General features: G+C 69.3%; 13 protein-coding genes and 1 riboswitch. Of the genes, 10 read left to right on the top strand and 3 right to left on the bottom strand.

Annotation, left to right across the window (positions count from 1 at the left end; translation table 11 throughout):
- The first annotated feature begins 9 nt into the window (after positions 1 to 9).
- The 5 genes from AB6807_RS26030 to AB6807_RS26010 all read left to right on the top strand — a co-directional run bounded on the left by AB6807_RS26030 (position 10) and on the right by AB6807_RS26010 (position 4,810).
- Positions 10 to 927 (top strand): MaoC family dehydratase N-terminal domain-containing protein, encoded by a 918-nt coding sequence (locus AB6807_RS26030; RefSeq protein ID WP_371086806.1) that lies wholly within the window; start codon positions 10 to 12, stop codon positions 925 to 927.
- A gap of 17 nt (positions 928 to 944) precedes the next feature.
- A complete protein-coding gene (locus AB6807_RS26025; protein WP_371086805.1) occupies positions 945 to 2,126 on the top strand; it encodes a CaiB/BaiF CoA transferase family protein in 1,182 nt (393 codons plus the stop codon).
- Positions 2,123 to 3,043: a CoA ester lyase gene (locus AB6807_RS26020; protein ID WP_371086804.1), complete on the top strand. Its 921-nt coding sequence runs from the start codon at positions 2,123 to 2,125 to the stop codon at positions 3,041 to 3,043. Before AB6807_RS26025 ends, AB6807_RS26020 begins: the two co-directional genes overlap by 4 nt.
- Positions 3,044 to 3,105: 62 nt before the next feature.
- On the top strand, positions 3,106 to 4,113 hold the full coding sequence (locus tag AB6807_RS26015) for a tripartite tricarboxylate transporter substrate-binding protein (protein ID WP_371086803.1): 1,008 nt from the start codon (positions 3,106 to 3,108) through the stop codon (positions 4,111 to 4,113).
- Positions 4,114 to 4,189: 76 nt separating this feature from the next.
- Positions 4,190 to 4,810, top strand: coding sequence for a hypothetical protein (locus tag AB6807_RS26010; RefSeq protein ID WP_371086802.1), 621 nt, complete (start codon positions 4,190 to 4,192; stop codon positions 4,808 to 4,810).
- Here the strand turns inward: AB6807_RS26010 and AB6807_RS26005 are convergent.
- Positions 4,807 to 5,340, bottom strand: coding sequence for a CinA family protein (locus tag AB6807_RS26005; RefSeq protein ID WP_371086801.1), 534 nt, complete (start codon positions 5,338 to 5,340; stop codon positions 4,807 to 4,809). The two genes, AB6807_RS26010 and AB6807_RS26005, sit on opposite strands and share 4 nt — an antisense overlap.
- Entirely contained in the window at positions 5,337 to 5,984 is a 648-nt protein-coding gene (locus tag AB6807_RS26000) for a DJ-1/PfpI family protein (RefSeq protein ID WP_371086800.1), read from the bottom strand. Before AB6807_RS26000 ends, AB6807_RS26005 begins: the two co-directional genes overlap by 4 nt.
- A 202-nt stretch (positions 5,985 to 6,186) precedes the next feature.
- On the opposite strand from AB6807_RS26000, the gene phbB reads away from it, so the two are divergent.
- From phbB to ybaL, 3 genes are all read left to right on the top strand, one after another.
- The gene (gene phbB / locus AB6807_RS25995) at positions 6,187 to 6,924 is read left to right on the top strand and encodes an acetoacetyl-CoA reductase (RefSeq protein ID WP_116907170.1); all 738 of its coding nucleotides are present in this window, start codon (positions 6,187 to 6,189) and stop codon (positions 6,922 to 6,924) included.
- A 124-nt stretch (positions 6,925 to 7,048) separates the two neighbouring features.
- Positions 7,049 to 8,401, top strand: coding sequence for a dicarboxylate/amino acid:cation symporter (locus AB6807_RS25990; RefSeq protein WP_371086799.1), 1,353 nt, complete (start codon positions 7,049 to 7,051; stop codon positions 8,399 to 8,401).
- Between the two features lie 131 nt (positions 8,402 to 8,532).
- The gene (gene ybaL / locus AB6807_RS25985; RefSeq protein WP_371086798.1) at positions 8,533 to 10,239 is read left to right on the top strand and encodes a YbaL family putative K(+) efflux transporter; all 1,707 of its coding nucleotides are present in this window, start codon (positions 8,533 to 8,535) and stop codon (positions 10,237 to 10,239) included.
- Positions 10,240 to 10,286: 47 nt separating this feature from the next.
- Here ybaL and AB6807_RS25980 read toward each other — a convergent pair whose 3' ends face one another.
- A complete protein-coding gene (locus tag AB6807_RS25980) occupies positions 10,287 to 10,691 on the bottom strand; it encodes a hypothetical protein (RefSeq protein WP_116907173.1) in 405 nt (134 codons plus the stop codon).
- A 182-nt stretch (positions 10,692 to 10,873) separates the two neighbouring features.
- Here AB6807_RS25980 and AB6807_RS25975 point away from each other — a divergent pair, with 182 nt between their 5' ends.
- Together AB6807_RS25975 and AB6807_RS25970 are read left to right on the top strand one after the other, a co-directional pair.
- The gene (locus AB6807_RS25975) at positions 10,874 to 11,161 is read left to right on the top strand and encodes a hypothetical protein (protein ID WP_371086797.1); all 288 of its coding nucleotides are present in this window, start codon (positions 10,874 to 10,876) and stop codon (positions 11,159 to 11,161) included.
- A 37-nt stretch (positions 11,162 to 11,198) separates the two neighbouring features.
- Positions 11,199 to 11,480, top strand: a riboswitch (cobalamin riboswitch).
- A 319-nt stretch (positions 11,481 to 11,799) separates the two neighbouring features.
- Positions 11,800 to 13,824 (top strand): TonB-dependent receptor, encoded by a 2,025-nt coding sequence (locus AB6807_RS25970; RefSeq protein ID WP_371086796.1) that lies wholly within the window; start codon positions 11,800 to 11,802, stop codon positions 13,822 to 13,824.
- Positions 13,825 to 13,832 lie beyond the last annotated feature (8 nt).

The following is a 13,832-nucleotide window of genomic DNA, read 5'->3' as shown; positions in this document are numbered from 1 at the left end:
ATGACACCGATGAACGACACCACCCGACCCCTGGTCGACAGCGACGCGCTCGCCAGGCTGCAAGCCTGGCAGGGCCGCAGCGAAACGCTGGCCGACGACATCACCGCCGCGCCCGTGCGCGCGCTTTCCGCCACGCTGGACCGCGACGACGCGCCGCCTGTACCCGGCACGCCGCTGCCCGCGCTGTGGCACTGGCTCTACTTCCTGCCGCACGCGCGGCAATCGGAAATCGGCGAGGACGGCCACGCCAGGCGCGGCGGCTTCCTGCCGCCCGTGCCGCTGCCGCGCCGCATGTGGGCCGGCGGGCGGCTCGCGTGGGAGCCGGGCAACCCGCTGCGGGTGGGCGACAGGGTGGAGCGCACCTCGACCATCGCCTCGGTCACGCACAAGGCCGGGCGCACCGGCGAGCTGGTGTTCGTGCTGGTGCGCCACGAGGTGCGCAACGAACGCGGGCTGGCGCTGACGGAAGAGCACGACATCGTCTACCGCGCCGCCGCCCCACGGAGCGGGGCGGCCGAAGCCGGACCGCCGCCCACGCCCGCGCCCATCCCTTTGCCCGGGGACGGCGCCTTCAGCCGCGACATCGTGCCCGACGACGTGCTGCTGTTCCGCTACTCGGCGCTCACCTTCAACGGCCACCGCATCCACTACGACCGCCGCTACGTGACGCAGGTCGAGGGCTATCCGGGGCTGATCGTGCACGGCCCGCTCATCGCGACGCTGCTGCTCGACCTGCTGCGGCGCAACGTGCCGGGCGCGCAGCTTGCGCGCTTCGAGTTCCGCGCGGTGCGCCCGACCTTCGACACCGCGCCGTTCCGCGTGCACGGCAAGCCGGCCGAGGCAGGCGCCGATGGCAAGACCTTCAGCCTGTGGGGCGAAGACGCCGACGGCTGGCTCACCATGCAGGCCACCGCGGTGCTGGCCTGAGCGACGAAAGAACACCCATGACGCGACCCCTGGACGGCATCACCGTCGTCTCGCTCGAACACGCCATTGCCGCGCCGTTCTGTACCCGCCAGCTCGCCGACCTGGGCGCGCGCGTGATCAAGGTGGAGCGCCCCGGCGCAGGCGACTTCGCCCGTGCCTACGACGCGCGCGTGAACGGCGAGGCCTCGCACTTCGTGTGGGTGAACCGCTCGAAGGAAAGCCTCACGCTCGACCTGAAGCAGCCCGCCGCGCTCGAGGTGCTGCAGGCGCTGCTGGCCGACGCCGACGTGCTGGTGCAGAACCTCGCGCCCGGCGCCGCGGCGCGCATGGGGCTGGGCGCCGAGGCGCTGCAGGCGAAGCACCCGCGGCTCATCGTGTGCGACATCTCGGGCTACGGCGACGACGGCCCGTACCGCGACAAGAAGGCCTACGACCTGCTCATACAGAGCGAAGCGGGCTTCCTGTCGGTCACGGGCACGCCTGAGGACCCGTGCAAGTCGGGCAACTCCATCGCCGACATCGCCGCGGGCATGTACGCGTACACCGGCATCCTGGCCGCGCTGCTGCAGCGCGGCAAGACGGGCAAGGGCTCGCACATCGACGTGTCGATGCTCGAGTCGCTGGCCGAGTGGATGGGCTACCCGATGTACTACGCCTACGAAGGCGCCACGCCGCCGCCGCGCAGCGCCGCCTCGCACGCCACCATCTACCCCTACGGCCCGTTCCCCGCGGGCGACGGCGGCACGGTGATGCTGGGCCTGCAGAACGAGCGCGAGTGGCGCCTGTTCTGCGAGAAGGTGCTGCTGCAGCCGGGGCTCGCGAGCGACGCGCGCTTCGACAGCAACGCACGGCGCAACGACCACCGCGAGGCGCTGCGCGAACTCATCGTGGCGACCTTCGGGGCGCTCGACACGGCGCAGGTGCTGCAGCGGCTCGACACCGCGCAGATCGCCAATGCGCGCATGAACGACATGGCCGGCCTGTGGGCGCACCCGCAGCTGCGGGCGCGCGACCGCTGGCGGCAGGTGGGGTCGCCCGCGGGCGACATTCCGGCGCTGCTGCCGGCCGGGCGCCAGAGCGCCTTCGACTACCGCATGGACCCGGTGCCGGCCGTGGGCGAGCACACCGACGCCATCCTGCGCGGCCTGGGCCGCAGCGACGCCGACATCGCGGCGCTGCGCGAGGCGAAGGCGGTATGAGCGGGGCGCCTGCACCCGCATCTGCACTCGCGCACGAACTCGCGCCTGCACTCGCACCTGAACTCGCGCTCGCTCGCACCTTTCTCTTCGTGCCCGCCGACCGGCCCGAGCGCCACGCCCGCGCGCTGGCCACGGGGGCGGGCGGCGTCATCGTCGACCTGGAAGACGCGGTGGCGCCCGAGCGCAAGGCGTCGGCGCGCGCGGGGCTCGCGGCGTCGTTCGCCGCGCTGGCTTCGCAGCAGCGTGCGCGCCTGCTGGTGCGCATCAACGCCGCCGGCACGCCGTGGCACGACGACGACTGCGCGCAGGTCGACGAGCTGGCCGCGCAGGGGCTGGTTGCCGGTGTCGTGCTGCCCAAGGCCGAGCGCGCGAGCGACCTGTCGCGGCTTGCCGAGGCCGTCGGCGCCAAGGGCGTGCTGGTGCCGCTGGTCGAATCCGTGGCGGGGCTGGACGCGGCCGATGAGCTCGCCGCCGCGCCGCAGGTGCTGCGCCTTGCTTTCGGCAACCTCGATTTCCAGGCCGACCTGGGCCTGGCCTGCGACGCCGACGAGGCCGAGCTGGTGCCCGTGCGCCTCGCGCTGCTTATCGCCTCGCGCCGCGCCGGGTTGGCCGCGCCCATCGACGGCGTGACCGCCGACTGGCGCGACGCCGCGCGGCTGGCCGCCGACACCGCGCGCGCCCGGCGCGGCGGCTTCGGCGCCAAGTTGTGCATTCACCCGGACCAGGTTGCGCCGGTGCATGCCGCGCTGGGCCCGGACGCCGACGAACTGGCCTGGGCGCGCCGCGTGGTCGAGGCCGTTCGCGCATCGGGCGGCGGCGTGGTCAGCCTCGACGGAAAGATGGTCGACGCGCCGGTCGTGCGGCTGGCCGAACGGCTGCTGGCGCTGGGCGCGCGAGCTGCGCCTTGCGCGCCCTGACCGAGCCCCGAATACCCGAAAGCAGAGACAGCCGAAGACACATAACCCAAGGAGACAAAGAAATGAGCGCAACGAAGAAGACCTGGAAGTCCAACGCCCTGATCGCCGCCGCGGTGGGCGCCTGCCTGCTGGCCGCGCAGGCACCGGCCGGCGCGCAGCCGGCCTGGCCCGACAAGCCCGTCACCATGGTGGTGCCGTACTCGGCCGGCGGCCCCACCGACGTGGTGGCCCGCATGCTGGCCATTCCCATGGGCAAGTCGCTGGGGCAGACGGTGATCGTGGAAAACACCGTGGGCGCGGGCGGCACCATCGCGCCCACGCGGGTGGCCCGCGCGGCGCCCAACGGCTACACCATCCTCATCCACCACATGGGCATGGCCACCGCGCCCGCGCTGTACAAGAAGCTCAACTACGACCCGCTGAAAGACTTCGAGTACGTCGGCCAGGTGCTCGACGTGCCGATGACGCTGCTGTCGCGCAAGGACTTTCCGGCCAGCACCTACCCCGAGCTGCTGGCCTACGTGAAGGCCAACAAGGACAAGGTCACGCTGGCCAACGCGGGCGTGGGCGCGGTGTCGCAGCTGTGCGGGCTGCTGTTCATGAACCAGATCGGCGTGCAGCTCACCACCGTGCCCTACAAGGGCGCCGGCCCGGCGCTGAACGACCTGATGGGCGGGCAGGTCGACCTGCTGTGCGACCAGACCACGCAGACCGCGCCGGTCATCAAGGACGGCAACCGCGTGAAGGTGTTCGGCGTGACCACGCCCAGGCGGCTGTCGAGCATGCCCACCATTCCCACGTTGGACGAGCAGGGCCTGAAGGGCTTCGACGTGCGCGTGTGGCACGGCGTGTACGCGCCCAAGGGTACGCCGCCGGCGGTGATCGACAAGCTCAACGTGGCCTTGCGCGCCGCGCTGCAGGACGACATGGTCAAGCACCGGCTGGCCGAGCTCAGCTCGGAAATCGTGCCGCTGGACAAGCAGACGCCCGAGAGCCTGCGCACGCACCTGGCGGCGGAGGTGGACAAGTGGGGCAAGGTGATTCGCGCGGCGGGCGTGCAGGCGGACTGAGCTGGCGCGCCGGTCAGGCACCGTAGAGCCGAAAAAGGCGCCACTAAACTGGCGCCTTTTTCGGGAGGGAGACATGGTGCAGAACAGCCCGGCGCAATTCCAGTACGCCATCTTCGTCGAGGACAAACGGGGCCGCGAAGTGATGCACACCGCGCCGGTGCCCGAGGACGATGCGCGCTTTCTTCGCGAGCGCGTGCTGCCCACCCTGCAGCCGCTGGACGACGCGACCTACCTCGACGGCCCGGCCATGATCCTGCACACCGGCGCGCGGTTCAGCTATGTGCTGGACGGCGACGACCTGCTGTGGTGCGTGGAGTGGGAGCCCGGCCTGCTGGTCGTGCGCTTCTCGCCAGATGGCCGCATGGCCTGGACCGCGCTGCGTTCGCCGGTGCCGGGCTTCGGCGGGCGCAAGCCGCTCAAGCAGGACCTCGAGGGCTACGACGAGGACGCCGAAGACCCGCAGTACAACGTCGTGTTCCATGCGTGGGACGCGCAATTCGACGAGTTCTCGCGCACGCACTACGCCTTCGCGCCGGCCAGCGACGACGCGAAAAAGCGCTATGCGGCGGGGTTGCGCCACCCCGATGGCCTGGTGGCGACGGTGCCCGAGCGCAAGGGCAAGGCGCGCAGCGCATGGATCGCCGCCTGCCAGCGCCGGGTGCAGGAGTGGGCCGGCGAGGGGCTGCGGCTGAACTAGGGGGAGGGCGACGGCACCGACGGCGGTGCCTCGGCCGCCAGCGTTTCCTCGAACAGCGCGAGCAGTTGCCGCGCGAACACGTCCATGTTGCGCGGCCGGTCGGTGTCGCCGTTCTCGATGGTGCGGCTCACAGTGACCGCGCCCACGATGGCCAGGCACACATGCCCTGGCGCGTCACCGTACGGGCTGCCCACCGGGCCGGCCGCGCCGCTCTCGGCGATGCCCCAGCTCGTGTGGTGCGTGTCGCGCACGCGGCCGGCGACCAGGCGGGCGTAGGGCTCGGTCTCGCCGCGCAGGCCGGTCATGTCCTCGGCGGTCAGGCCCAGCAGGGCCCGGCCGGCGCGGCGCGAATACACGACCGCGCCGCCGCGGAAGTAGGCCGAGGCGCCCGGCACCGCGAGCAGGGCGGCCGACACCAGGCCGCCCGCCGAAGACTCGACCACCGCCACGGTCTGTCCGCGCGCGCGCAGCGTCTCGCCGACGCGCGCGGCCAGCACGGCCAGGGGTTCCAGCACCGCGGGGGCGCTCATGGCGTGCGCGCCGGGTTGCCCGGGCGCTTCACGTAGGCGGGCGCGCGCTCGTGGCTGGCCGTGCTGCCGTACACCGTGTCCGCCGGGTAGTACTCGGCCTGCAGCTGCACCTTGGCCGCGGCTTCCTCGCCCGCGGTGTGCGCGATGAAGGCCAGCATCAGGTCGGTACCGGCCGATACCCCGGCCGAGGTCCAGACGTTGCCGTCCCGCACGAAGCGCTGCTCGACCACCTTCACGTCGCCCATCGCGCGCAGCCGGTCGAGGGAGCCCCAGTGCGTGGTCGCGGTCTTGCCCGACAGCAGGCCCGCCGCGTGCAGCACGAAGGCGCCGGTGCACACCGACAGCAGCGCCTTGCAGCCGGGCGCCTGGTCGGCCAGGAAGCAGGTCATGGCGGGGTTGTCGACCTCGCGCCGGGTGCCCATGCCGCCGGGCACCAGCAGCCAGTCCAGCGGCGGGCATTCGGCAAAGGACACATGCGGGTTGATCGACAGGCCCTTGGCGCAGGCCACCGGCTCGCGCTTCTCGGCCACGATCAGGCAGGGGCTGGGGCCGCCGGCCAATTTGCTCCACATGGTCAGCATTTCCCAGGGGCCGACGAAGTCGAGTTCCTCGACGTCGGGAAACACGATGATGCCGAAACTCATACTTTCGAACTCCTATGCGAGGAAGCCCCGCGCGGGGCACGGTGACACGGACTGCTGCGAGGATAGAGCCTGCTCGCAAAGGCCGCTTCGTGACAGCTGGTTGCAAGCCTGGCTCAGTGTTTTCCTCAGAGAGCCGTGGCCTGAAACTCGCTAGAGTGAAGGCGGCCGTTCAGGCTTTTGCTACGTACATAAAGGAAATCTCATGAGCAAGAAAGTTGCATATGTCACCGGGGGCATGGGTGGCATCGGAACAGCCATCTGCCAACGTCTGCACAAGGACGGGTTCACCGTCGTCGCCGGTTGCGGCCCCACCCGCGACCACGGCAAGTGGCTGGCCGAACAGAAAGCCCAGGGCTTCGAATTCCACGCGTCGGTCGGCAACGTCGGCGACTGGCAATCCACCGTCGAAGCCTTCTCCGCCGCCAAGGCCGCGCATGGCGCCATCGACGTGCTGGTCAACAACGCCGGGATCACGCGCGACCGCATGTTCCTGAAGATGACGCCCGAAGACTGGAGCGCGGTCATCGAGACCAACCTGAACAGCATGTTCAACGTCACCAAGCAGGTGGTGGGCGACATGGTCGAAAAGGGCTGGGGCCGCATCATCAACATCAGCTCGGTCAACGGCGCCAAGGGCCAGGCCGGCCAGACCAACTACTCGGCGGCCAAGGCCGGCATGCACGGCTTCACCATGGCGCTGGCGCAGGAGCTGGCGGCCAAGGGCGTCACCGTGAACACGGTGAGCCCGGGCTACATCGGCACCGACATGGTCAAGGCCATCCGCCAGGAAGTGCTCGACAAGATCGTGGCCACCATCCCGGTCAAGCGCCTGGGCGAGCCGAGCGAAATCGCCTCGATCATCTCGTGGCTCGCGACCGACGAAGGCGGCTACAGCACGGGGGCCGACTTCTCGGTCAACGGCGGCCTGCACATGCACTAAGCATGCTGACCTTCACCTGAACAAGAAACCCGCCTCGGCGGGTTTTTTTGTTCACGGAATGTGGCTTCTACGAATGGAAAGTGGCCCGCACGCTCCTACAGTTTCAAACCCCTCCGGAGGCACCATGGAACACACAACAAGTACACCCGCCAATCCTGCCAAGAAACTCCCGATCTATCGCTCCCTCTACGTGCAGGTGATCACCGCGGTGATCATCGGCGTGCTGCTGGGCCACTTCTACCCGACGGTCGGCGAGGCCATGAAGCCCTTGGGCGACGGCTTCATCAAGCTGATCAAGATGATCATCGCGCCCATCATCTTCTGCACGGTGGTGGTGGGCATCGCCGGCATGGAAGACATGAAGAAGGTCGGCAAGACCGGCGGCCTGGCGCTGCTGTACTTCGAGGTGGTCAGCAGCATCGCGCTGGTGGTCGGCCTGGTGCTGGTGAACCTGCTGCAGCCCGGCGCGGGCATGAACGTCGACCCGGCCACGCTGGACACCAAGTCGATCGCGTCGTACACCGGCCCCGGCAAGATGACCGGCACGGTCGACTTCATCCTGAACATCATTCCCAACACGCTGGTCGACGCCTTCGCCAAGGGCGAGATCCTGCAGGTGCTGCTCATCGCGGTGCTGTTCGGCTTTGCGCTGCACCGTTTCGGTGGCCGCGGCACGCTGGTGTTCGACGTGATCGAGAAGGGCTCGCACGTGCTCTTCGGCATCGTCAACTACATCATGAAGCTGGCGCCCATCGGTGCCTTCGGCGCCATGGCGTTCACCATCGGCAAGTACGGCCTGGGCAGCCTGTTTTCCCTGGGCAAGCTGATGGGCACCTTCTACCTGACCTGCCTGCTGTTCATCTTCGTGGTGCTGGGGCTGATCGCCAGGTTCCACGGCTTCAGCATCTGGAAGTTCATCAAGTACATCAAGGAAGAGCTGCTCATCGTGCTGGGCACCTCGTCCAGCGAGTCGGTGCTGCCGCGCATGATGGAGAAGATGGAGAACGCCGGCGCGAACAAGACGACGGTCGGCCTGGTGATTCCCACGGGCTATTCGTTCAACCTCGACGGCACCTCCATCTACCTGACGATGGCCGCGGTGTTCATCGCCCAGGCCACCAACACGCACATGACGCTGGTGCAGGAGATCACGCTGCTGGCCGTGCTGCTGCTCACCTCGAAGGGCGCGGCCGGCGTGACGGGCAGCGGCTTCATCGTGCTGGCGGCCACGCTGTCGGCGGTGGGGCATGTGCCGGTGGCGGGGCTGGCGCTCATTTTGGGCATCGACCGCTTCATGTCGGAGGCGCGCGCGCTCACCAACCTGATCGGCAACGGCGTGGCGACCATCGTGGTGGCCAAGTGGACCAACGAACTCGACGAGGCCCGGCTGCAGGCCGCCTTGAACAACGAGACCTGGGTGGAAGCGCAGGAGCCCGAGCTGATCGAGGGGGCTCGTACCAGCAAGATGTCGGGCTGACGCTCGCGGGGGCCTGCACGGCGGCCTGTTCACACGCCCTGAACGGCCGCCCCGAAACACAAGCGCCAGGAACGCGCAAGAGATGGCCGGCTGACACGAAGGGGTAGGCATCGTTCCTGCAAAATGCGGCGATGCCCCACAGCGTTTCCCTCATCAACACGATCGCCGCCGGCCTCGGGCTGGCACTCGTGTTCGGGTTCCTGGCGGCCAAGCTGCGGCTGCCGGCGCTGGTCGGCTACCTGCTGGCCGGCGTGATCATCGGACCGTTCACCCCCGGCTTCGTGGCCGACGCCGGCATTGCCGCGCAGCTCGCCGAAATCGGCGTCATGCTGCTCATGTTCGGCGTGGGCCTGCATTTTTCACTCGACGACCTCCTGGCGGTGCGCAAGATCGCGCTGCCGGGCGCGCTCGCGCAGATCGCCGTGGCCACGCTGCTCGGCGGCGGCCTCGCCATGTGGTGGGGCTGGAGCCCCGGGGCCGCGCTGGTGTTCGGGCTCGCGCTGTCGGTCGCCAGCACCGTCGTGCTGCTGCGCGCGCTCGAAAGCCTGGGCATTCTCGATTCCTTCACCGGGCGCATCGCCATCGGCTGGCTCGTCGTCGAAGACCTGGCCATGGTGCTGGTGCTCGTGCTCATGCCGCCGCTGGCCGGCACGCTCGGCGGCCACAACGCCCAGGCCGCTCCGGCCGATCCGCTGTGGCAAACGCTGGGCCTCACGCTGCTGCAGGTCGGCGGCTTCGTGGCGCTGATGCTCGTGGTCGGGCGCCGCGTGTTCCCGTGGATTCTCTGGCAGGTCACGCGCACCGGCTCGCGCGAGCTGTTCACGCTGTGCGTGGTGGCCGCGGCCGTGAGCATCGCCTTTGCCTCAGCGGCGCTGTTCGGCGTGTCGTTCGCGCTGGGCGCTTTCTTCGCCGGCATGGTGATGCGCGAGTCGGAGTTCAGCCACCGCGCCGCGCAAGAATCATTGCCGCTGCGCGACGCCTTCGCCGTGCTGTTCTTCGTGTCGGTGGGCATGCTGTTCGACCCCTCGGTGCTCATCGAGCGGCCGCTGCAGGTGTTGGCGGTGGTGCTGGTCATCGTGCTGGGCAAGTCGATTGCGGCCTGCGCGCTGGTGCTGGTGTTTCGCTACCCGCTGGGCACGGCGCTCACGGTCAGCGCCAGCCTGGCGCAGATCGGGGAGTTCTCGTTCATCCTCGCCGGGCTTGGCGTGTCGCTCGGCCTGCTGCCGGTGGAAGGGCAGAGCCTGGTGCTGGCGGGCGCGCTCATCTCCATTGCCACCAACCCGCTGTGGTTCAGCCTGATCACGCCGATGCAGAAATGGCTGCACGCCCATTCGTCGTTCGCGCGCGGGCTGGAGTCGCGCGACGACCCGCTGGCCGAACTGCCGATGACCACCGAGGCCAAGTACCTGTCCCGCCAGGTGGTGCTGGTGGGCTACGGCCGGGTCGGGCGCCGCATTGCGCAGGAGCTGGACGCGCATGACATTCCCTACGTGGTCGCCGAGCAGAACCGCGAGCTGGTCGAGAAGCTGCGCGAGGCGGGCACGCCCGCGGTGTGGGGCGACGCGGCCGACCCGGCGGTGCTCATCCAGGCCCACATTGCGCGCGCCCGCGTGCTGGTGGTGGCCACGCCCGACGCCATGAACGTGCGCCAGATGATGGAAACCGCGCGCACGCTGAACCCCACCATCCAGACCGTCATTCGCAGCCACAACGAGCACGAGGCCCGGCTGCTGACGCAGGAAACTTCGGCCACCGTGTTCCTCGGCGAACACGAACTCGCGCAGGCCATGGCCCGCGACGTGGTGCAGCGTGCCGTCGCCATGGCCGTGCCGGCCTGAGCCTCGCGTTGACCCAGGCGCCGCGCCGCTCTTCGATCTCCAGGGCCTCAGAGGTCTTCGATGACCAGCGCCCGGTAGCGCTGCGCAATGGCGTACGGCACGGTGCGCACCGCCACCATCAGCCGCTCGGCGGCGTCGCTGTCGTCGGTCTTCACCAGAAGCGCGGCATGGCCTTCGCGCGCCAGCTTGGTGTAGGCGCGCACGGTGGCGCCTTCGGTGCCGGCGGAGGGCAGCGGGTCGTCGGCCTGTTCGACCGTCGGCGAAATCTGCGAGAGCACGGCCTGCGGCGGCAGCAGGAAGATGTCGTCGCGGCTCACGCCGCCATCGATCAGCTGCTGGCCGACGCGGGTGGCGTCTTCGGGCTTGGGGAACATCACCATCGAATAGCCGGTCGGGTAGAACGCGCCGCCGATGGTCGCCCGCATGCTCGGGTCAAGGCTGAAGGGTTTCATGCTGCCTCCTGGGTTGGTTTTTGCGAGAGAGGAGCCGCCGCAGTCACCGCACAGTCACCGCAGGCACCCCCTGTGTAAAACCTTAGGCCGCGCCACGGGCCCGCTCTGTAGGAGAAGCCCGGAAGCTGTCAACCGCACCTGTCCTCCAGCCATTCAACGTACAGCAGCCCACCTTCACGCCCATGCCCAACCCCAGAAACATCGCGCTCACCGTCCATGAGCTGGAGGCGGGGGAGTTCTATTGGGTGCTGATGGAGGCGGTGGACGATGGCTCCGCGCCAGGTGCCCCGTCCATTCCTGGCACGCCGGGTACACCGGGCACAGCGGGCACAGCCGGCGCCCCCGCCCACGTCTACCTTCCGCTCGAAGCCGCGCTCGAGCCCTACACCAGCTACTCCAACGCGCTGGTGGCCGGCGTGGCGGTCATGCGGCGCCTGTTCGGGCCCGAAGGAAAGCCCGGCTCCCTATAATTCCGCCGGTTTTGGTGTGTTAATTTTTCTTAACCGCACCAGACCACGGTTCGAAGGTGCCCCTCCCGCCATGTCGCATGGCTCCAGGGGTTAAACGGGAAGCAGGTGCGCCGCGTCGTCGATGACGCGGCAATGCCTGCGCTGCCCCCGCAACGGTCAGCGGATCTGGAAACCCTCACGCACGCGCCCCTTCATCGAGGGCTCGGCAGTCACTGCGCTTCGGCGTGGGAAGGCGAGGGTTTCGGTCGCGGTGTGCTTCCACTCGGCACGCCACGACGCTCCGCAAGCCCGGATACCGGCCTTCGCAACCGCCTTCGGACGCAGCGGGAGTGCGTGTCCGGGCCCGCCGCTTGGCGCTCGCGCGCACCGTGGCAGCCCTTTCGCCTTTCCCCTGCTGCGTCCTTCATCGGTCGGGAGCCTGCGGGGACGCAGGCCGGAGGAGAGCTCACATGGGTCGGACGACACAGGCGCGGCATCGCGCGGGAAGGGGTGCGCAGCTTCATCGGGCGCGCCTTTCGCGCCCTTCCCGCCTTTTGCACATTTCAGGCATTTCATTGGGGCTGGGCCTGGGTCTGGCTTTCGCTCCCGGCGCGTCTTTTGCGCAAACGGAAGCAACCGGCGCCCAAAGCCTGAACCCGGTGCGCGTCGAGGCCGACCGCCACGCGCCGCTGGCCATCGACGAGCCCACGGCCACCGGCAGCCGGCTCGGCCTCACGCCGCTGGAAACGCCGGCCAGCATCGAGGTGCTGACGGGCGACACCATCCGCGCGCGCGGCGACGTGTCGGTGGTCGACGCGGCCACCCGCGCCACCGGCATCACCGGTTCGCCCGCGCCGGGCAACGGCGGCACCGCCATGGCCGCGCGCGGCTTCACGGGCCACGGCTCGGTCATGCAGCTGTTCGACGGCACGCGCCTGTACGCGGGCGCGGGCACCGTCACCTTTCCCTTCGACACCTGGTCGGTCGACCGCATCGAGGTGCTGCGCGGCGCGGCCTCGGTGATGTACGGCGAAGGCGCCATCGGTGGCGCCATCAACGTGGTGCCAAAGAAGCCCACGCGCGGCCCCATCCAGAACGAGGCGCTCGTCACGCTGGGCTCCGACGCCACGCGCCAGGTTGCCTTCGGCAGCGGCGGGGCCATCAACGACAAGCTCTCGTACCGCTTCGACATCAGCCACCGCGCCACCGACGGCTTCATGCAGCGCGGCGAGGCCGAGAGCCTGGCCGTGGGCGCGGCCGTGCGGCTCGACGTGTCGCCGCAGCTGCAGTTCACGCTGTCGCACGACGAAGGCCGGCAGACGCCGCAGCGCTACTACGGCGTGCCGCTGATCGACGGGCGCCTGAGCAGCCAGACGCTGCGCCAGAACTACAACCTCGACGACGCCGAGATCAAGTACCGCGACAAGTGGACCCGGCTCGACGCGCAATGGACGCCCAACGACGCCGTGACGGTGCGCAACCACCTCTACCGCCTGGAGAGCAAGCGCCACTGGCGCAACAGCGAGACCTACACCTTCAACGCCACCACGCGCCGCGTGACGCGCGGCGACTACCTCGAAATCGGCCACGACCAGGAGCAGGTCGGCAACCGCACCGACGTGACCGTGAAGCACCGGCTGTTCGGCCTGGCCAACCAGGTGCTGGCGGGCTTCGACGTGAACCGCATCGACTTCCTGAACACCAGCGACACGCCCTTCGGCGGCCGCTCGGTGGTGGACCCGTTCACCTTCAACCCCGGCTATTACGCGTCGCCCGTGGCCTACCTGCCGCGCTACAAGACCAAGACCGACACCTACGCCTTCTTCACCGAAGACAAGCTGGCCTTCAACGAGCAGTGGTCGGTGGTGGGCAGCCTGCGCTGGGACCACGCCAAGGTCGCGCGCGCCGACCTGCAGAACGCCGCCAACAGCCTGGGCAAGACCTTCGAGTACGCCACCGGCCGCCTCGGCGTGGTGTACGCGCCCGATGCCACGCAGTCGTTCTACGCCCAGGTGGCGCGCGCGGCCGATCCGCTGACCTCGCTCATCAGCACTTCGGCCACGCAGGTGCCCTTCGAGCTCAGCACGGGCAGGCAGGTGGAGGTCGGCTACAAGCGCCAGCTGGCCGACAGCCGCGGCGCCTGGACGGTGGCGGCCTACCGCATCGAGAAGAACAAGCTGCTGTCGCGCGACGCGAACGACCCGAGCAAGACGCAGCAGGTCGGCCAGCAGTCGTCCGAAGGCATCGAGGCCACGCTCGACCTGGCGCTCACGCCCACGCTGAAACTGGAAGCCAACGTGGCCAAGCTGCGCGCGCGCTACGACGACTTCAACGAGGTGGTGAACGGCAGGCTGGTCTCGCGCGCGGGCAACACGCCCATGGGCGTGCCCGAAGAGGCGGCCAACCTGTGGCTCGGCTGGCGCTTTCGCCCGCAGTGGGAGGCCGCTTTCGGCGTGCGCTACGTGGGCCCGCGCCAGGTCGATACGGCCAACACGCGCAAGATCGGCTCGTACACCGTGGCCGACGCCTCGGTGAGCTGGCAGGCCAACCCGTCGCTCAAGCTGGCGCTGCGCGCCTACAACCTGGCCGACCGCAAGTACCCGGTGTCGTTCTCCAACAGCGGCAACCAGTGGCTGCTGGGCCGGCCGCGTTCGTTCGAGCTGTCGGCGCTGGTCAACTTCTGAGCGACGAC

Origin of the sequence: Variovorax sp. RCC_210 (assembly GCF_041355175.1) — a bacterium.
Taxonomy (GTDB): Bacteria; Pseudomonadota; Gammaproteobacteria; order Burkholderiales; family Burkholderiaceae_C; genus Variovorax.
This window is presented reverse-complemented; position numbering and strand designations above follow the sequence as displayed.